An 18,764-nucleotide genomic window follows, 5' to 3' on the forward strand; every position below is an offset into this window, starting at 1 on the left:
GCGACTCCTTTGGTTCGGGGTGGAGGTTCTGCCTGCTTTGACCGGGGGTCAAGCCGCTGTCTTTCGCAATTGCAGCACTTGCGCAAATCCGCCGCAAGGGACACGCTTCGCGATATGAAACCTCTCGATGATAGAACCGCCTCCGATACGCTCGTTTTACAGGGTGATAACCGCCTTGAGCGACTGACAGAAATCATGGCCCGCCTGCGTGCGCCTGATGGCTGCCCGTGGGATATCGAGCAGGATTTCGCCTCGATCGCACCCTATACGCTGGAGGAAGCGGCCGAGGTTGCGGATGCAATTGCCCGAAATGACATGCCGGATTTGCGGGATGAGCTGGGCGACCTTCTCCTTCAGGTTGTATATCACGCGCAAATGGCCAGCGAATCAGGTGACTTCGCCCTGCCAGATGTTATCCGGTCGATTAGCGATAAAATGGTCCGTCGGCACCCTCATGTCTTTGGCGATGCCCCCGGTCGCAGTGCCACCGAACAGACCGCTGATTGGGAGCGGATCAAGCAGCAGGAGCGTGAGCAATCCGGTAAGGCCGAGGCAAGAACGCTGGATGGTGTCGCCCTTGGCCTGCCCGCATTGACCCGCGCGGTTAAGCTGCAAAACCGTGCTGCCCGCGTCGGGTTTGACTGGCCCGACACGTCCCATGTTTTAGACAAAGTGCAGGAGGAGAGCGCCGAATTGGTTGAGGCCCGCGACACCCTACCCTTTGATAAACAGGTTGAGGAATTCGGCGACCTGATGTTCGTGATGGCCAACCTCGCCCGTCATCTAAAGATTGATCCGGAGCTCGCCCTGCGTGGGGCAAATACCAAATTCGAACGCCGATTCAGGTTTATAGAGGATTCTCTTGAGGCACAGGGTTCGAGTGTTGAACACGCTGATCTCGCGCAAATGGATGCATTCTGGGATCAGGCAAAGGCCGCAGAACGTAAATCTCACGAGTAGGATCCGGCTTTGGAATGATCGGGCGGCTTTTGCGCAGCGCCCGATAATCAGTGTCTGTTTTCTGCCGGTTCACCCGCGCACGCGGACCGCGACGGCCCGATTTTTCAAAGGTGGCTAAGGCTCTCTGCGTACCTGCGCGACGCCCGCGCATGTACCAGGCAACCGACACAACAATGAAGATCGTCAGCAGACTGGCAGCTAATATCATATGTGCACTGACCTGAATATCGCTCAACATCGTGAAGATGTCACTGCTACGAACGGACGCGACTATCTCATGCGCAACCGGTCCATCCTGTACCGGCACAGGCTCCAAAACAACGTGCAGCGCACTAGTGCTCTCAATACCTGCCATAACACCCTCGCACACAACTAATGTGTACAGATCATAGCATATATTAGGTATTTAACTATACTTATGGGTATTCGCGCACTGGTTGAATCTATTCGCTAAATATCACGAGGCATTCGCTGCTGACGTACATTGCGGAGATCACTGCGCTCTCGCGCCGTCATCGGCTGTTTTCTAGCGACAGCACGATGGCGAAGTGTTCGAAGCAAAATTACAAATACGACGAAGGATGCGAAAATGATGGACAGCAACTGAATGTCAGATGGCAAAAGTCCGAGTTGCTGAACGATGACATTAACATGCCTCGTCATGAAAATCATAATCGCAGTAGTTGGATCAGTCATGCCTATGCCCCCAAGCTATCTCAGGCTTGGCGTAATTCGCACACAAACAACCTATGATTGCAACAATTTTATCAATACGACCTCCTACCGCGATCAAGTCTTTGCGCTGTCGCACTCATGTTGTAGGAGGGCGCGATCCGTAAACCCTCACGAGGAGCCCCCTATATGAGTATCATTATCGACATCACCGCGCGTGAGATCCTCGACAGCCGCGGAAACCCTACCGTTGAGGTTGATGTCTACCTTGATGACGGCGCCATGGGCCGTGCCGCTGTTCCATCGGGCGCCTCGACCGGCGCGCATGAGGCAGTTGAGCTGCGCGACGGCGACGCAAACCGCTACAAGGGCAAAGGCGTGCTCAAGGCTGTAGAGGCTGTGAACACCGAGATTTGTCAGGAATTGCTGGGCATCGACGCAACCGAGCAGGTCATGATCGACGACATTCTGTGCCGTCTGGACGGCACGGAAAACAAGGCCCGCATCGGCGCGAACGCGATTCTGGGCGTATCGCTGGCCGTGGCCAAGGCCGCAGCGGAGAGCGTCGGCCTGCCCCTGTATCGTTACGTAGGCGGTACATCCGCGCGCGTCCTACCCGTACCGATGATGAACATCATCAATGGTGGTGAGCACGCGGACAACCCGATTGATATCCAGGAATTCATGATCATGCCTGTGGGCGCTGAAAATCTGGCCGATGCCGTTCGCATCGGTTCCGAGATTTTCCACACGCTGAAGAAAGAGTTGAGCACCGCTGGCCACAATACCGGCATCGGAGACGAGGGCGGGTTCGCCCCCGCGCTGTCCAGCACACGCGAAGCGCTCGACTTCATCATGACCTCCATCGAGAAGGCCGGTTACAAGGCTGGTGAGGACGTTTTCCTCGCGCTCGATTGCGCCTCGACCGAGTATTATGTCGATGGCAAATACGAGATGAAGGGTGAGGGTAAGTCCCTGACTTCCGAGGAAAACGCGCAATACCTCGCCGATCTGGCAGCGGCCTATCCGATCATCTCGATCGAGGATGGCATGGATGAGGACGATTGGGAGGGCTGGACCGCTCTGACCGCGCTGATCGGTGACAAGGTACAGTTGGTTGGTGACGATCTGTTCGTGACGAACTCCAAGCGTCTGAGCCGTGGTATCGAGGATAAGGCAGGCAACTCGATCCTCGTGAAGGTGAACCAGATCGGTTCGCTGACCGAAACCATCGATGCTGTAGACATGGCGCACCGTGCGCGCATGACCTCGGTTATGTCGCACCGCTCCGGTGAAACAGAGGACGCAACGATTGCCGATCTGGCTGTTGCGCTGAACTGTGGCCAGATCAAAACCGGCTCGCTGTCCCGCTCTGACCGGTTGGCCAAGTACAACCAGCTGATCCGCATCGAGCAAGAGCTGGGCACGACTGCACGCTATGCTGGTCGTTCGATCCTCAAGCGCTAAACCGATCTGATATCGGGGCGCGGGCTACGGCTCGCGCCCTTATCGTGCGTAGTTGGTGACCATGCGATAATCCTTGCGCGGACCCTCTACCCGCCACTCCGAACGCCAAGTGTTCGGAAATTCAAAAACATAGCGAACATCATATGTGTCTGGGTCGCAGAAATGCGTTGCCTCGGTTCCATCGGTTGCGGGATCGAAGCGATGGAAAAATCGGCCATCCTCAAATTCAACGATGATATGTCTACCATCTGCACGCCAGTGGTAACCGCGTGTCGCCTTGAACCCCGGCAGCCCCGCAAAGCGCAGCTCGCCCTCCTCCGCGTAGGCCAAGCCAGCGGTCGAAGGCTCGAAAACACCGCGCCCCTCGAACCGGCCAGTCCAGTTGCTGTCCAGATCGAAAATATCGCGCCGAATCGACCATTCCCCGACAAAGGGAGCCAGCGGATCAGGCCGTTGAGTTGAATGTGACACAGGTCACTCCCTTGTTTGCAGCGCGTCATGGGTCTATCACCCGCATAACGTCGTCAAATCAAGGGTTCCGCCGCATGATCTCTCGCTATTCTCGCCCCGAAATGGTCGCCATCTGGTCCGCGGAGACGAAATTCCGCATCTGGTACGAGATTGAGGCCTATGCATGTGACGCACAGGCACAGCTCGGCGTTATCCCGCAGGCAAATGCCGATGCCGTTTGGAAGGCGAAAGATGTCGAGTTCGACGTTGCCCGCATTGATGAGATTGAGGCCGTCACCAAACATGACGTCATCGCATTCCTGACCCATCTGGCCGAACATGTCGGATCAGATGAGGCACGTTTTGTGCATCAGGGCATGACGTCGTCGGACGTTCTGGACACGTGTTTCAACGTGCAATTGGTGCGCGCGGCTGACCTGCTGATCGCGCAGACTGAAAAGCTCCTCGATGCGCTCAAGCGTCGCGCGCTGGAGCATAAGATGACGGTTTGCATCGGTCGCAGCCACGGCATTCACGCCGAGCCTGTTACCTTTGGCCTGAAAATGGCGCAGGCCTATGCTGAAATGGACCGCAACCGCATTCGACTGCTGACGGCCCGTGATGAGATTGCGACCGGCGCGATTTCGGGCGCTGTCGGAACCTTTGCCAATATCGACCCATTTGTTGAAGAATTCGTTACCGAAAAACTCGGCCTGCGCCCTGAGCCGGTTTCGACACAGGTTATCCCGCGCGATCGCCATGCTGCATTCTTTGCCGCGATGGGTGTTGTTGGGTCGTCGATTGAGCGGATTGCGACAGAAATTCGCCACCTTCAGCGGACAGAAGTGCTTGAGGTTGAAGAGTATTTCTCTCCCGGTCAAAAGGGTTCGTCGGCGATGCCGCATAAGCGGAACCCTGTGCTGACGGAAAATCTAACGGGCCTTGCACGTCTTGTTCGGATGGCTGTTGTTCCTGCGATGGAAAACGTTGCGCTGTGGCATGAGCGCGATATTTCGCACTCCTCGGTTGAGCGGAATATCGGGCCGGACACCACGGTTACGCTGGACTTCGCCTTGGCGCGCCTGACGCAAGTTATTGATAAGCTTGTGGTATATCCAGAGAACATGCTGCGTAACATGAACCAGTTCCGCGGTCTGGTGATGAGCCAACGCGTTCTGCTGGCCCTGACGCAGGCCGGTGTTAACCGTGAGGATTCCTATAAGCTGGTCCAGCGCAACGCGATGAAGGTTTGGGAGCAAGGCGCTGATTTCAAGACCGAACTTCTGGGCGACAAGGACGTTCTGGCCGCACTTTCCGCCGAGGAAATCGAGGAGAAATTCGACATTGGTTATCACACCAAACATGTCGATACGATTTTCGCTCGCGTCTTTGGCGACGAGTAAGATTTGACGAAATCGCAGGGCTGCTTTCGGGCTGCCCTGCGGCTGCTATATGGCTGGCAAAATGGGCGTTAACCATTTCACCAGCTTCGTGAAACCTTTTGGTAAGGTTTTACGTGAATAGTGTATGAAACAAATTGCACTGGCCTTGGCCCTCACCCTGCCCGCAACCACTCTATCCGCTGATCCTATGCAGTTTACTGCGCTAGAGGGCGGCCCGCTAAATCTACGCGACTATGCCGGTCACGTTGTGGTGGTTGTGAACACCGCGTCCTTTTGCGCGTACACGCCGCAATACCAGGCGTTGCAGCAGCTACATGATAGCGATGAAGGGATAACCGTTGTCGGCTTGCCCTCGGATGATTTCGGGGGACAAGAATACGGAACGGAGGAAGAAGTAGCAGAGTTTTGCGAGGCCATGTTTGGCATCACCTTTCCGATGTCGGATATTCTGCATGTCAGGGGCACACAGGCCCATGAATTTTTCGATTGGGTCGGAACGCAAGATGTTGCCGGAGCGCAGGCACAGTGGAACTTTCATAAGTGGATCATCGCTCCTGACGGAACATTGGCCGGATCACTGCCAACGGCGATCACACCAGAGAGCGCAGAGATGCGAGACATGATTGCACGTGCTCGAACTATGTGACGTTCTCGTCATAATGTAGCGTCATTTGGATGACATGCATCGACAACGCGGCGCCAAACGCGTATTGTGCGGTGCAACATAGGGAATATTGTGATGAGTTACGATGCTTTCGACCCATGGGGATACGCTCGGCTCGCACGGCTGCAACACAAGATCAGCGTGACGGCTGCGCAGACGATTGTGAGCCGTTCCACCCTGTTTTTTCAGGGCGCATTGACCCCGATTGAAGCCACCCAGATGTGGGTAGAAAAACCCGTGGCCATAGCTGAGGGCTTGCAGGATGCCGTTCTTGCCATGGCAAAGGGGCAAAGTCCGTCCGAGATGATGGAGGCCGCATTAAAACCGGTCGCGGCCAAAACCAGCGCTAACGCAAAGCGGCTATCGCGTTGATGTGGCGTCCGGCAGAGGTGTTTCATACCCCTGCCGGAGTGAATTCACTGGGCTTCGGTCAGAAGCTGCACCTTTGCCTCGGCATCTGCGACAACCATTTGGGCCCGCAGATCGGCCTCGCTGACCTTGTCCCCTAGATCGGCGTTGAGCTTGCGAAAGACATCTTCGTCGCCTGCCTCGGCAAAGTCGGCCTTGATGACCTCCTTCACATATTCGGTCGTTCGGGGCGCATCATATCCCAATTGCAGGGCTGCCCATTCGGCCAAAAGCCGGTTTCGGCGCATCTCAGCCTTGAATCTCATCTCGTCATCATGGGCGAATTTCGCCTCAAATGCGTTCTTGCGATCATCAAAAGTGGACATTTACGTCGCTCCTATGGGTTTCCTCATTACAATAGTTGGCAATGAAACGGCGCTGCAACAAGGGTTTCGGCCCGAATCCTTGCCCATTGTGCCGACAAGCGCTAAGACCCGCCAAGATAGGCGGATGACCGCCGCAGACAGGTTCGGAGAGTATCATGGCGCGCCGCAGAATGGTCTATGAAGGCAAGGCGAAGATCCTCTACGAGGGGCCGGAGCCAGGAACACTGATCCAGTTCTTCAAGGATGATACAACAGCCGGAAATGGCGAGAAGCATGAGCTGATTGAGGGCAAGGGCGTCCTCAACAACCGCTTATCGGAACATTTCATGACAGGTTTGGCCAGCATCGGCGTTCCTACCCACTTCATCAAGCGGCTCAACATGCGTGAGCAGTTGGTGCGTGCGGTTGAAATGATCCCGCTGGAGGTTGTGGTGCGCAACGTTGCTGCGGGTTCAATGTCCAAACGTTTGGGGATTGAGGAAGGCACGCAGTTGCCCCGCCCGATCATCGAATTCTACCTCAAAAATGACGACCTGAACGATCCGATCGTCAGTGAGGAGCACATCATTGCATTCGGTTGGGCCACCCAGCAGGATCTGGATGACATGGTTTCGCTGGGCCTGCGGGTCAATGATTTCATGTCCGGCATGATGATGGGCGTTGGTATCAAGCTGATCGATTTCAAAATCGAGATTGGCCGCGCGTTTGAGGGCGACTTCCAACGCCTGATCGTTGCTGATGAAATTAGCCCCGATTCCTGCCGTTTGTGGGATGTCGAGACAGGTCAAAAGCTGGACAAGGATGTGTTCCGCCGCGACCTTGGCAATCTCAGCGAGGCCTATACCGAAGTTGCAAAGCGCCTTGGCGTGATGCCACGGCAGAACGGCTCGAATGACGGGCCCAAGCTGGTACATTGATGGAAAAGGTCTTCGCCATATTGACGCATCAGGCAACCGCCATCGTGGCGGGTGTCTATCTGATGTGCATCAGTTTCGCGTGGACCTTTTTTGGCTATGCGCCGACCTCCTTTATCATCGGCACATTGCTATGGATCGGCGGCGGCATTGTTATCGCGACAGTTAAGAAAATCTTGGACAAGGCTGAAAACAAATGAAAGTTCGTGTTGATATCACGTTGAAGCCCGGCGTTCTGGATCCGCAGGGCGAGGCAGTTCGGCACGCGCTGGGTGCGCTCGGCTTCGAGGGTGTGAACGGCGTGCGGCAGGGTAAAGTGATCGTGCTGGATCTGGCGACTGATGACGAGCAGGCCGCCTTGGCCCAAGCATCCCAGATGGCGGAAAAGCTGCTGGCAAACCAGGTGATCGAAAACTTTACCGTCACGGCTATCTAAGCGATGCGCGCGGCGGTACTCACCGAATGGCGGACGCTGGAAATACATGATGTGGTTGCGCCGGAGTGCCCAGCCGATGGCGTTGTTCTGGACGTTCTGGCTTGTGGTGTGTGCCGATCCGATTGGCATGCATGGACGGGGGCGGACCCTGATGTGACGCTGCCCCATATTCCGGGTCATGAATTTTGCGGAACGGTTCGCGCGGTTGGTGCGAATGTTAACGACTGGTCTGTTGGCGATCGTGTGATTGCACCATTCATTCTGGCCTGTGGCCGCTGTGATGCGTGCAAGGCGGGTGAGCAGACGACATGCGGTACGCAGGCGGTTCCGGGGTTCACCATCGCGGGTGCCTTTGCCGAGCAAATTGCAGTTCCCCGCGCTGACGCAAATTTGGCTGCCCTGCCTGATGCTATGGACCCTGCCCTTGCCGCCGCGCTTGGCTGTCGTGTGACTACAGTGTGGCACGCGCTGACGGATCGTGCGGCATTGGCTCCGGGTGAATGGCTGGCGGTACATGGCGTTGGCGGCATCGGTTTGGCCGCTGTCATGCTTGGCCGTGCCATGGGTGCGCGTGTGATTGCTGTTGATGTCGTGCCGGAGAAGTTGGCCTTTGCCGAGAAGCTGGGCGCAATTCCCGTGGCAGCGGCCGGTGCAGCAGAAGCGATCAAGGAACTCACCGGCGGCGGTGCCCATGTCAGTGTTGAGGCGCTGGGCATTGCGGCCACGACGGATGCATCCCTGCGCTGCCTACGCAAATTGGGGCGGCACGTGCAGATTGGTATGCCTGCGGGCGATCATGTGCAGATGGCACTACCAATGGATGCGGTTTATTCGGGGCAGTTGGCTCTGTTCGGCACCCGCGGCATGCCTGCGTGGAAGTACCCGTCACTTTTCGCATTGATCGAGGCGGGGCTGGACCTGTCCCCCATGATTGCACGGCGCGTATCGTTATCTGATGCGCAGACCGAGCTAGAAGCCTTCGACGGCCCTGCCCCTCCGGGTGTTGCCGTCATTACGAATTTCGCGACCTGAGGAGCGCCGCCATGAAAGCCGCCGTCATCACCTTTCCCGGATCGAATTGCGATCGCGACATGCATGTTGGCCTACAGCGCGCCACCGGTATTGCGCCGCAATCCGTTTGGCACAAGGACACCTCGATCCCCGAGGGGCTGGACCTGATCGCGGTTCCGGGTGGATTTTCGTTCGGTGATTACCTGCGCTGCGGTGCGATTGCAGCCCGCGCACCGGTGATGAACGCCGTTGTTGATTTCGCAAAGCGCGGCGGCCTGGTTCTGGGCGTTTGCAATGGCTTTCAGATATTGATCGAGGCGGGTCTGCTGCCCGGTGCCCTGATGCGCAATGCTGGCCTGAAATATGTGTGCAAGGCGCAGACGCTGCGCGTAGCGACCCATGACAGCGCCTTTACCGCCGGTTTGGGCGATACAGCGACCTATGCGATTGCCCACCACGACGGCAATTATATCGCGGATGATGAGGAACTGGCCCGCCTAATGGGTGAGGATCGCATCGCGTTCACATATGAGGGCAACCCGAACGGCTCCCAGATGGATATCGCGGGTATCCTCAGCGAGAACCGGCGTGTTCTGGGCATGATGCCGCATCCTGAGCGGATGAACGACCCAGCGCTTGGCGGTACGGATGGTGAGCGGTTCTTTAACGGGCTGGTTGGTGCGCTAGAAACGGCGTAATTGACTGCGCGCCGCCAGATCAGGCGGCGCGTTTTTCCACATGGGTCAGGGCCTTTTCGACCAGCTCTGGTCCGGCCTCGGGCAAATGTGCGCCCTCGCTCAATTCACGACGCCACAGGCGCGCCCCCGGACGGCCGATAAAGGCGCCCAGCATGTGGCGCGTAATTTGGTTGAGGCGTGTGCCCTGCGTCAGCTCTGCCTCGATATGCGGTAGCATTGCGCGCACCGCATCAGCCGGATCGACCGGAGCGCTGCTCTGGCCAAAGACCCGCGCATCAGCATCGGCAAGCACAGCACATGGATCGTGATAGGCAGCGCGCCCGATCATCACACCATCCAAGCCGGACTCCAGATGCGGCATCGCCTCATCCAGCGACGCAATCCCACCATTGATGACGATTTCCAGCGCAGGAAACAGGCCCTTCATCTGCAACACCAGCGGATGGTCAAGCGGTGGAATATCGCGGTTTTCCTTTGGGCTGAGCCCCTGCAACCACGCCTTACGTGCGTGCACGACAAAATGCGAAACACCTGCGGCAGATACACGCGCGATAAATTCAGGCAGAACCTCGTGCGGTTCCTGATCGTCCACGCCGATACGACATTTCACAGTGATTTTAGCGCCTTGGCTGGCGGACCTCATCGCGGAAACACATTCAGCCACCAACCCCGCATCGCGCATCAGGCAAGCACCGAACGCACCTGATTGCACGCGATCAGAGGGACAGCCGCAGTTCAGGTTGATCTCTCCATACCCAAAGGGCGCGGCGACGCGCACAGCCTCGGCAAGCACATCCGGCTCGGACCCGCCGATTTGCAGGGCGACCTCACCCTCCTCATCAGATTTACCGATAAGCCGCTGCGGATCGCCATGAACCAAGGCTCGCGCCGTCACCATTTCTGTATAAAGCAAAGCGTGGGCACTGAACTGCCGGTGGAATAGACGGCAATGACGATCCGTCCACTGCATCATCGGTGCAACGGACAAACGAGAGCCTTTGGACTTGCTGTATCGTTTTGTGTTATCAATATGATGCAGCACTTCTTCATTCTCCTATTTCGCCTAGTTTACCCCTGCTCACCCAAATTTCACCTATCGTCTCCCCGATTGGGGGGGCGGGAGGATAATTAAAGGCATGAGGATGCATGGGTGCAATAAGCGAACACGTAACTCCGGACAAGACTATAGCGCATCCCGCAGAGGTCGTCATCAAGCACAACGGTAACCGGCTGGGATCTGCGGCGCGAGACAGTTGAGCGTGCAACCGGCCGCATACGGCATCTACCCTTGCATGTCGCTCTTGCATCTGATTGGCCGTGACATTGCCAATCCGTATCTGCAACCCTTGTAGCAAGCGTTAATGCAGCAGAGGGCTGCATTATGAATGCCGAATACAATGCCTGTACCTTTTGTAAAACAGCAGCTGAAAGCGGGATCAAGAACACAAAGCTTCGCTATCGTTTCGCAAGGGTTTTACCCACCACAAACCTGCCATTGAAGTCTGGCGTGCACGCCTTCGTAGCGCAAATGAGCGACGTAAAAATGTACATATGCTGTGCACCGCCACGGGATTTGCCTGACGAAGTGTTGCCGGCCCAACTGAGCCAACAACACTCGCCCCAAAGAACTTAGACCAACTGCGATCCTGCGGCCTCTCGGGCCATTACGGTCGCTAATGCTGGGCGGTTGGCGCAACGCTGTATCCATGCCTGAATGGACGGGTGTTGTGGCATCGCATCGGGAAGCCATTGGAAGGGGCTGGAAAGCAACAAATCCACCGCTGAATACTCCCCCCCAAGGAGGTAAGGTTGATCCTGCAATGCGTTGGCTAGGCATGAGAAAACTGCATCTAGGTCACGGAACGTTGTGTGCAGCGCCGCGTGTTCGACATTAGCCCAATCGAGAACCAGAACCGGTTCCATTACGCCTTGATAATAGAACAACCAGCCCAGGAATTTCCCGCGCTGCGGATGCCCGACCGGACGCCCCAGCGCAGTGTCTGGGAACATATCCGTCAGGTAGGCGACGATTGCACCACGCTCGCGGATATGATCATCGCCATTGGTCAGATAGGGCACCTTTTTCTCGGGGTGTGGATTGCGCGCGTCCGGCCCTCCACTGCCATCCTGTCGGGCAACGGTAACGTTAACCACGTCAATGCGGTCGGTGATGCCCATTTCCTCGATCAGCAAAAGGATCAAGGTCGAGCGGGAATTTGGCGAATGATAAAGGGTGGGCATGATCGTGATATCCTGAAATTGTGTCATGCCTTGTCTTATCCGGCACCTGCTGACAGATTACGCCAGCATGGCCAGAACCGATCGCCTTATGCGCCTGATGGATGCGCTGCGCCGCCTGCCGGCACCAGTTACCGCCGCAAGGTTGGCGACAGAAACAGACGTGTCTAGGCGGCAGCTATATCGTGACATTGCCACCTTGCGCGCTGGCGGTGCCCTGATCGATGGTGAGGCTGGCGTCGGATATCGGTTGACCGAGGACCCCGCCTTGCCGCCGCAAAGCTTCTCTCAGCTAGAGATCGAGGCGCTTGTCCTTGCTGTGGGGGATTTGTCCCAAACGGGCGATGCGGCACTGGAGGCGGCAGGCCGATCCGCCCTTGCGCGGATCATCGCAACACTTGCCGACGGGCAGTCGCGCCAGGCGATGCACACCGTCCTGCGCAGCTTCCGCTCACCACCTGCGCGTGTGGAATTCACCGTAGATATGGCGCTATTGCGGCGTGCGTGCTGGGAGGAACTGGCGCTAGACGTCCGCTATCGTGACCTCAATGGCCGCATAACTGAGCGCGAGATATGGCCCCTGGGCATCAGTTATTCAGAGCGCACATTGATGGTACTGGTGTGGTGCTGCCTGCGGCAGGACTGGCGGGTTTTTCATGCGGCAGGGATCGAGACGGCATCCCTCAACGGACGCAGTTTTAGACCACGGCGCGTGACCCTACTGCGTGATTATGTGGCGGGATATGCGACCGAGTAAGCTTCAGATCGTGGCGGGCAAGCCATTGGCCGCGCCAAAACGACAGTAAATGCAATGCATGACCGCAAAATCGATATCACATCAGATATTATTGCCCCCAAACCGAGAGATTTTACTCGGTTTGGGGATGCTTAATGACAACAGACTGTGTGTCCGTCCGACCATAGTTCCTCCAGCACGCCCGAATTAACCCTTTAAAATCAACACCCCCGCATCTGTGCCCGAGTAGAATTTCTCCGATTTCGGGCCAAAATTCCTCCCATTTTGCGCCATTGGCCTTAAGACACAAAAAAGCCCGCCGAAGCGGGCCGGACTCATCGATATGCCAGACGATATCGTCAGCTCAGATGTTTGGGTTTTCTGGTCCGGATCGGGTCCAAATCACGTAGATCAAATCTGATCGCGTTGACGGCCGGATCACCTGCCCTTCGTACAGCCTTCAAATTACCATCGAGTATTCTGGTCATAATATCGCCGGTGCTGCGCCCCGTTCTTTTGGTCGCACTGACCATATCGATCAGCTCCGCAGGATCGCCTTTGATCTCAGAAAGCTGTCCTATGGTTTTAAGGAAGCTCAGAAGATCGCGCCGCGCAAAGGTAAGCTTCCCGATCCGGTTCGAGGCATCGGTCGTGATGATCGGGCTGATGAGGTTTTCGCGGTAGAGACACTCGGCCTGGTTTCTCGAGCATCCGATGAACTCCGGAACCAAGTGCAAAGACAGGCCGTCCACGATGTCCGCGCACAAGGTTTCAGCTTTGGCGACATCGAACACCAGACGATGCGCGGCGAGATCCCAGCTGTCCGCCGAGGCGTATCCCGCCTGAACCATAACTTTGCGCAATCGTTTGCGATGAAGTCCGGTTTTGATCGACAGACTATGAACCGAATGCAGACGCCGATCGGCAACGGGTTCGGCCAGCAGGATTTCGCCAGGCTCAATGACGATCGTGTTCAGGATATGCTCACGCAGCAATCCCCGGATCGGTCCAAAATCCACCACCTGTGACCCGTAGGCAATCCATTCGTAGAGCCTGCCATAGACCGCCTTCGGGCCCGCCTGCCCCGCCGTCGTCGTGGACAGTGCTGCAATCGAAGACAATGCTTCTGAGACGGCGTCTTCTCCTCGCCTGGCGATGTCGAACCCGCATGCACCAGCTTGTCGCCAGTCCTCTGCCGACAGCATCTTGGGGTGGAACTTCAGACCATGCTGCAATGTGGCTCCGATCATCTCGCACACCTTCGCACTCTGTTCGATCGTCTGCTGGTCCAACCAGTCACCTGCCTCGGTTGCTGTCCCACGGAGGCGGTTTGAGATGTTCACCTCCAGAGCGGTCGGTTCCTGCGGCTCGGACACAAGATTGCGGATACTGTCCAGCGTCATAGAGGCTGCGTGGCCATCACGGGTTCCGGAAGACCCTTCCGGCGCGATAAGCCGACAGCTATGGAGCGTGCACGTCTGGAGAGATCGCAGCCTCCACGCCACACTGCCTTTCAGCATCCAGGACACCCCCTTGCTCGCATCGCTCTTGAGGCACTCCGGGCAGATCGCCGCCCCCTCCGGCCGCAGGAAGCTCACAGAGCACGCTTCGTTCCGGAATTCCCGATACCTTGCCCTGTGCTGGAACGTGCCGGCGATCAGAACATCAACAGTCGTGCCGCTGATCTCCGCCAGTTTGGCGATCACCTCATGTGATCCCGCCAGAAACGCCCGATGATCGATCCCGAAATCTTTCAGCAGGCTAGGCCCGTCGCGTCCCGTGTGGAACTGGCTCAGGCGCCGAACATAGGACTCCGTGGTTTCTGCATCGTCAAAGGGCAGATACGGGCGCAATTGTGCAATCATACCGACCAGCCTTTCTTGTCGAGGATGTCTTTGAGAACCGGCCATGGCTCTGGATCGAACGGACCATCGCCTGTAAGCCCCGTTTTGAGGGCAAAGCCGCGCTGGAAGTCCTCAAGTGTCAGATGTCCATCCTTTCGCTGTAGCGCACGACCGATGGCTGAATGGGTGCATTCAATTGCACGGCCCAAGCTGCCGTTGGTCGCAAAGACCAGACGCTCGACGAGATACTCATCTTCTGGGAATTCCAGATGCACAAGCCGACAGCACTGCCCGATGAACGATCTGAACTCTCCACGTTCGCGCTCCGTCTGCATTGGCTTCAACTGGATGCGGAACAGCCGTTCACTCGTCTCCTCATCCGCCTGAATCTTTTCGCAAGGCCGGGAACACCAGACACGATCAATGCCACCGCATTGTCCCCTTGCATCAGCGTTTTCAGCCGCCGCAGCACTCCTTCGGAAGCTCCAGCATATGATGCGCCTCGTCGAGCCAGAGGATCGTGATCCCCAAGGTTGCGAGCCGGGACACCACCATGTCCCATATCTGGCTGGAGCGCAGGCGAGCGTGGACCTGCCCATAGCCGGTGACCCTCAGAATATCCGTCGCGACACCCTTCAGCGTTGGGCTGGCCGAGACGCGGAAGTAGAGCGCGTTTCCCGGCTCCTTACCGTCGGTCACGGTGATCGCAGTATGATGCCGGAGGTTACGGCGGATCAGGGCCGTCTTTCCGATGCGTGGCGCCCCCAGAACCAGAACACCACGGGTCTCGTTCACCAGACCGTTCCTTTGTGGGTGCGCGGTCAACTCTCCGGAAGCATCACTTTCCAGAATTTCCCGCATCGCGTCTTCGAACATCTCGTCACGCGGGTTCTTCATGTAACGTGCGCGCACCCATGCCAGACGTTCGGCAGGACTGCTCGCAAGACTGGGTGCGGAACTGGGCGTAGCAGGCGCTTCAGACAGCTGATGTCGCCGCTGCGGGTCCAATGACGTCATCATTCCATGTTACCTCCGTATTCAGATCCGTCCACCGGCGGTGCCGGCATACTGGAGTGCCCTCCGTCTGCATCCTCCTCGTCTTGGAATGGCGTGACCTCGTCTTCGAACAGGTCACGCGCCTGGAATGGTTCTGCCGATGGATCAAGCATATAGCGTGAAAATTCCTTCGTCCGCCGGGCAAGGTCGTCCTTGGACGGTGCCAGTGGCAGCATTCCCCGCAGTCCCGATAGCTCGTGCGTGCGTTCATCCGCATCGACGCGGTAGCGATCGCGGGCGTCCTGGCCACGCGTAATTTCAGCGTTCTCGGCCGCAACGAACATCGCGAGATCATCATAGGATTTGTCGGCCCATCGTGGGTCAGAGCAATGCGCGGTGACCCAGCGACCATCCGGCAGCAAGACCTCCACGCGGCCAATCTTCCGGTGCCACCACCAGACCTCGAGGGTCCGCTCACTTTCATTCAGAAACCAGTCGGCAATCTCGGGTCCGATGTAATGAAGACCCTGAACCTGCAGCCCCTTACGGCTCACCTTGCGTTCGCTCCTGTCTCCGAAGGCTTTGCGCAACCGCGACTCGTCGTTCAAAATCAGTGGTGGCGTTTCGGCGACGGCGCGTTGCCAGCCAAACAGCGGGGCAGACCGCCCGATGGTTGCAGGTTTGCTTGTATGGTGAACGTCAACGATCCAGCGCACCAACCAAGCAAGGAACTCATCCAAGGTCAGCGTCGCGCGTTCCGCCGGATCGTTCTCCCCTTTCAGGACAACATTTCCGAAGGTCCTCCCCGTGAACTGCTGAAGGAATTTGCTGCCCATCGTTGGAAAGAAGCCCTCGACCCACGGTTTCAGGAACGGCTTCCGCGCAGGCACGGCGAAATTGGTAATGCCAGCTGCCGCGAGACGCAGATACATCTCGTCACTCATGTTCACCGACGCACGATCAAGGACAAGCGTCTGCGGATGTCCGTGCATAGGCCACTCGTGTTCGGTCCCTGCGGCGGAAGCGATCGACTGCTTGTCGAGATAGATCATCTCGATCGTCTTGACCGCCAAATTCATCGTGCCTGCAGGCGCAATCTGCATGGCAACAATCGCGCCTGTGTATACGTCGATTGCCGCAGAGATGATCACCCTCTTGGGGTCCCCCGTCAGGCCCAATGACATTTTTTCGTCAGGGGTAATCAGATGGTCGATCTTCAAAAGGCGCAGCCACACCATGAGGTCGACAGTGTATTCGTCCAACTCGACACGCTGAAGCGCACGTTCGACCTGCAGACCCTGACCAAGCGTGTGCAGATCACGATAGGCAACATCCATACCGCGGGTCCGGATCTTGTGATCGAGCGGCGCGATCTGCGCGATGGCATTCCACACGGCGTCATATCCGGGAACAGTCAATTCTTTCGCTGCGGGGTCATCCTTTGTCAAATCATTGTTCTGAATCCGGAAGCGCGCCTGAACGGACTCACACACACTCGTAATCGAGCAGCGCTCCTCCGTCAGCCTGAGGCCGATTACCTCCTGCATCAGAGCATTCTCCTCAGGGGTGAACCGGCTCCCCTTGCGCCCTGAGTTCCGGTAGTTATCGAGGGTTTCGCCCGCGCCGAAAGCCCTGACCCGGTTCCACCAGTCCCAAACCGTTTCGCCACAGCGCGGCGGCATCCGGACGTCGATCCGTTGTCCGGCACGCTTTGATTTTCCCGCCTTACTCGACCGCCGACTGTCCTCCTCCAGTCCATTGCGCGAGATCGCTGCAAAGTGGCGAACGAAGTCAGCCCGATACGGCTGCAAAATGCCTGCATCGATCATCTTCTGAGCAGCTAAGACATAACATTCGCGCCACGCTGCCCGCATTAGCTCTTTGGGCCGGGGCGCGACCGCAGCCGCCCTTTGAGGTGGTTGAACGTGCAAGTGATCGGGGAGAGAAACGATCTTCAAGGATCCACACCTCAAGGTCCGCTGGATCTCTTCACTACTCAACCTCCCCGAGATAGCAGCAATCATCTCACCCGTTTCCACATCGCAATGCTCGGCCCAGACCAGTTCACAGCCAAAGGGACCTGACCGATAGACGGAGCCCACCTTTCCCCTGAGCGAGATCTGCGTGCCTTCAGCAAGCTGCATCGACGTGCCCTCTGGTGCCCGGCTCATGCGAATACCTGTGGGCGCTGGATAAACGAGCTGAGCTTCAAGATCCCAGGCTCCATAGCCTCGATCGAGTTGAACCGGATCATGCGTATGACCGCGTGAAAGCCATTGGGGCCAAGACCCACTTTCCTCAGAAAGTCCCGGATCGACGATCCCTGCTCAAGGCGTCCAACAGTCTGCGATAAATGACTGTCAAACTCCGGCTGCGCGAACCGACAAGAATGAAATTGCTCAACCCGCGAGAACCGCAAAGGGTCAAGCACGCGTTCCGTTGCAACGACGACGCGATCGACCACCGACGGAATGGCTGCAGCAGCGACCCGAGCTACCAGATCCTTGAATTCATATTTGTTCGAGACGTAGGACGGCTTCACCACGATGGCGGTCCGACGACCGTGTCTCTCGGTCGAGACATAATCGACGTAATGCGCAAGATATCTGCCCTGGGCGCTTTTGTAGACGACCTTCACCTGCTCGCGGACATCGACGACTTCGGGGTGGTATATCGTCATTAGCGCGATGTCGTGCTCGAGCTTGCTCTCGAACCCCAGTGTCTGCCCCTGCCCCAGTTCCTCACCAAAGGTCAGCTCCCCGACAAAATGGTTATTTGATTTGCGCGGAATTTTGCGTTCCGCGCGGCTCGGCTTCGGAGCCAGCCACACATGATTAGTCGACATTCAAATTATTCACTCTTCCTGCCCGTGACCCGCAGGCCATCGTTCGGCGCCGTCGAACGGTCCGTTAAATTGTGGAAAAGTCGGGAAAATCCTTGCTCATTTTATGAGCGTGCGTCATTGTGACTGAAGGATAAGTTGGGTTCGCCCGACTAAGACTTTGAGCCCGGTCCATTGGATCGGGCTTTTTTTGATCTGCTAGATCATCATCATTCTTGCTCCCGTGTTATCAGCGTTGCGACATATTGACTCGGGGCTGGTCAAAGGCCGAGTCCCAGAAAAAGGTTATCCACATGTTCCGACATTCACGGCTACCAAGGTCGGGGTCGAAAAAGACTTACATAATATAGGATTGATTCGCATCCCATTGTTTTTATTGCGAAAAAATTGCGCCCCAAGATATTCTGCGACAATATACCGATCATGGCGTGTCAGAGCCAAACACCCGGTTTTGTGGCAAAATCTTGCACGACTCCGCATCTTCGGAAGGTATATTTGCACTCAAGACGTTGAGAGTTCAGCGATATCCGCACGCGCTGCGAACTGGGTCGGTGCGGAATACACGCCGGAAAGACCCTTCCATCGAAGAGGACCACGAGTGTGAAACCGAAAGCGTGGCATGATGCGGGTGAACATTCGCGGGGCCGTCAGTTTTCTCGCAAATCGCCCACCCCTTGATGGAGTTCGAGAACGATACCG

21 protein-coding genes are annotated in these 18,764 nt (G+C 56.9%); 11 read left to right on the forward strand and 10 right to left on the reverse strand.

Features of this window, described 5'->3' with window-relative positions; genetic code table 11:
- Positions 1-114 precede the first annotated feature (114 nt).
- On the forward strand, positions 115-960 hold the full coding sequence (gene mazG, locus CR254_RS07765) for a nucleoside triphosphate pyrophosphohydrolase (RefSeq protein ID WP_097929277.1): 846 nt from the start codon (positions 115-117) through the stop codon (positions 958-960).
- Between the two features lie 450 nt (positions 961-1,410).
- Here mazG and CR254_RS17870 read toward each other — a convergent pair whose 3' ends face one another.
- Positions 1,411-1,656 carry a transmembrane 9 family protein gene (locus CR254_RS17870; protein WP_145996716.1) on the reverse strand — a complete coding sequence of 82 codons (246 nt, stop codon included), beginning with the start codon at positions 1,654-1,656 and terminating at the stop codon, positions 1,411-1,413.
- 165 nt (positions 1,657-1,821) lie between these two features.
- Between CR254_RS17870 and eno the strand changes: the two genes are divergently transcribed.
- Complete coding sequence (gene eno / locus CR254_RS07770) at positions 1,822-3,099, forward strand: phosphopyruvate hydratase (RefSeq protein WP_097929278.1); 1,278 nt, start codon at positions 1,822-1,824, stop codon at positions 3,097-3,099.
- A 39-nt stretch (positions 3,100-3,138) separates the two neighbouring features.
- On the opposite strand, the gene CR254_RS07775 is transcribed toward eno, so the two are convergent.
- Positions 3,139-3,570: a DUF6314 family protein gene (locus CR254_RS07775; protein WP_097929279.1), complete on the reverse strand. Its 432-nt coding sequence runs from the start codon at positions 3,568-3,570 to the stop codon at positions 3,139-3,141.
- A gap of 74 nt (positions 3,571-3,644) precedes the next feature.
- On the opposite strand from CR254_RS07775, the gene purB reads away from it, so the two are divergent.
- The 3 genes from purB (at position 3,645) to CR254_RS07790 (ending at position 5,988) form a co-directional block, all read left to right on the forward strand.
- The gene (gene purB, locus CR254_RS07780) at positions 3,645-4,952 is read left to right on the forward strand and encodes an adenylosuccinate lyase (RefSeq protein ID WP_097929280.1); all 1,308 of its coding nucleotides are present in this window, start codon (positions 3,645-3,647) and stop codon (positions 4,950-4,952) included.
- Positions 4,953-5,076: 124 nt separating this feature from the next.
- Positions 5,077-5,598 (forward strand): glutathione peroxidase, encoded by a 522-nt coding sequence (locus CR254_RS07785; protein ID WP_097929281.1) that lies wholly within the window; start codon positions 5,077-5,079, stop codon positions 5,596-5,598.
- Positions 5,599-5,691: 93 nt separating this feature from the next.
- The gene (locus CR254_RS07790) at positions 5,692-5,988 is read left to right on the forward strand and encodes an antifreeze protein (RefSeq protein ID WP_097929282.1); all 297 of its coding nucleotides are present in this window, start codon (positions 5,692-5,694) and stop codon (positions 5,986-5,988) included.
- Between the two features lie 44 nt (positions 5,989-6,032).
- Here the strand turns inward: CR254_RS07790 and CR254_RS07795 are convergent, their stop codons facing one another.
- The gene (locus tag CR254_RS07795) at positions 6,033-6,350 is read right to left on the reverse strand and encodes a DUF1476 domain-containing protein (RefSeq protein ID WP_097929283.1); all 318 of its coding nucleotides are present in this window, start codon (positions 6,348-6,350) and stop codon (positions 6,033-6,035) included.
- Between the two features lie 155 nt (positions 6,351-6,505).
- Between CR254_RS07795 and purC the strand changes: the two genes are divergently transcribed.
- From purC to purQ, 5 genes are read left to right on the forward strand one after another with little or no spacing between them, the layout of a single operon-like run.
- The gene (purC, locus tag CR254_RS07800) at positions 6,506-7,267 is read left to right on the forward strand and encodes a phosphoribosylaminoimidazolesuccinocarboxamide synthase (protein WP_097929284.1); all 762 of its coding nucleotides are present in this window, start codon (positions 6,506-6,508) and stop codon (positions 7,265-7,267) included.
- On the forward strand, positions 7,267-7,464 hold the full coding sequence (locus CR254_RS07805) for a hypothetical protein (RefSeq protein WP_097929285.1): 198 nt from the start codon (positions 7,267-7,269) through the stop codon (positions 7,462-7,464). Before purC ends, CR254_RS07805 begins: the two co-directional genes overlap by 1 nt.
- Complete coding sequence (gene purS / locus CR254_RS07810) at positions 7,461-7,700, forward strand: phosphoribosylformylglycinamidine synthase subunit PurS (protein WP_097929286.1); 240 nt, start codon at positions 7,461-7,463, stop codon at positions 7,698-7,700. The genes CR254_RS07805 and purS overlap by 4 nt, the downstream gene beginning before the upstream one ends.
- 3 nt (positions 7,701-7,703) lie before the next feature.
- Entirely contained in the window at positions 7,704-8,732 is a 1,029-nt protein-coding gene (locus CR254_RS07815; RefSeq protein ID WP_097929287.1) for a zinc-dependent alcohol dehydrogenase family protein, read from the forward strand.
- An 11-nt stretch (positions 8,733-8,743) separates the two neighbouring features.
- Positions 8,744-9,409: a phosphoribosylformylglycinamidine synthase subunit PurQ gene (purQ, locus tag CR254_RS07820; RefSeq protein WP_097929288.1), complete on the forward strand. Its 666-nt coding sequence runs from the start codon at positions 8,744-8,746 to the stop codon at positions 9,407-9,409.
- Between the two features lie 19 nt (positions 9,410-9,428).
- Here purQ and dusA read toward each other — a convergent pair whose 3' ends face one another.
- The gene (gene dusA, locus CR254_RS07825) at positions 9,429-10,439 is read right to left on the reverse strand and encodes a tRNA dihydrouridine(20/20a) synthase DusA (RefSeq protein ID WP_281252988.1); all 1,011 of its coding nucleotides are present in this window, start codon (positions 10,437-10,439) and stop codon (positions 9,429-9,431) included.
- 599 nt (positions 10,440-11,038) lie between these two features.
- Positions 11,039-11,677: a glutathione S-transferase family protein gene (locus tag CR254_RS07830; RefSeq protein WP_342744475.1), complete on the reverse strand. Its 639-nt coding sequence runs from the start codon at positions 11,675-11,677 to the stop codon at positions 11,039-11,041.
- Positions 11,678-11,717: 40 nt separating this feature from the next.
- On the opposite strand from CR254_RS07830, the gene CR254_RS07835 reads away from it, so the two are divergent.
- Complete coding sequence (locus CR254_RS07835; protein WP_097929534.1) at positions 11,718-12,404, forward strand: helix-turn-helix transcriptional regulator; 687 nt, start codon at positions 11,718-11,720, stop codon at positions 12,402-12,404.
- A gap of 338 nt (positions 12,405-12,742) precedes the next feature.
- On the opposite strand, the gene CR254_RS07840 is transcribed toward CR254_RS07835, so the two are convergent.
- The 5 genes from CR254_RS07840 to CR254_RS07855 all read right to left on the reverse strand — a co-directional run bounded on the left by CR254_RS07840 (position 12,743) and on the right by CR254_RS07855 (position 18,068).
- Positions 12,743-14,248: a TniQ family protein gene (locus CR254_RS07840; RefSeq protein ID WP_180955933.1), complete on the reverse strand. Its 1,506-nt coding sequence runs from the start codon at positions 14,246-14,248 to the stop codon at positions 12,743-12,745.
- A complete protein-coding gene (locus CR254_RS17875; protein WP_145996717.1) occupies positions 14,245-14,562 on the reverse strand; it encodes a hypothetical protein in 318 nt (105 codons plus the stop codon). Before CR254_RS17875 ends, CR254_RS07840 begins: the two co-directional genes overlap by 4 nt.
- A 121-nt stretch (positions 14,563-14,683) precedes the next feature.
- Positions 14,684-15,247 (reverse strand): TniB family NTP-binding protein, encoded by a 564-nt coding sequence (locus tag CR254_RS07845; RefSeq protein ID WP_097929290.1) that lies wholly within the window; start codon positions 15,245-15,247, stop codon positions 14,684-14,686.
- Positions 15,244-17,367: a TnsB C-terminal domain-containing protein gene (locus tag CR254_RS07850; RefSeq protein WP_180955934.1), complete on the reverse strand. Its 2,124-nt coding sequence runs from the start codon at positions 17,365-17,367 to the stop codon at positions 15,244-15,246. Before CR254_RS07850 ends, CR254_RS07845 begins: the two co-directional genes overlap by 4 nt.
- A 23-nt stretch (positions 17,368-17,390) precedes the next feature.
- A complete protein-coding gene (locus tag CR254_RS07855; protein ID WP_097929292.1) occupies positions 17,391-18,068 on the reverse strand; it encodes a hypothetical protein in 678 nt (225 codons plus the stop codon).
- Positions 18,069-18,764 lie beyond the last annotated feature (696 nt).

The sequence above is a fragment of the Pontivivens marinum genome (genome assembly GCF_900231835.1).
GTDB classification, from domain to species: domain Bacteria; phylum Pseudomonadota; class Alphaproteobacteria; order Rhodobacterales; family Rhodobacteraceae; genus Pontivivens; species Pontivivens marinum.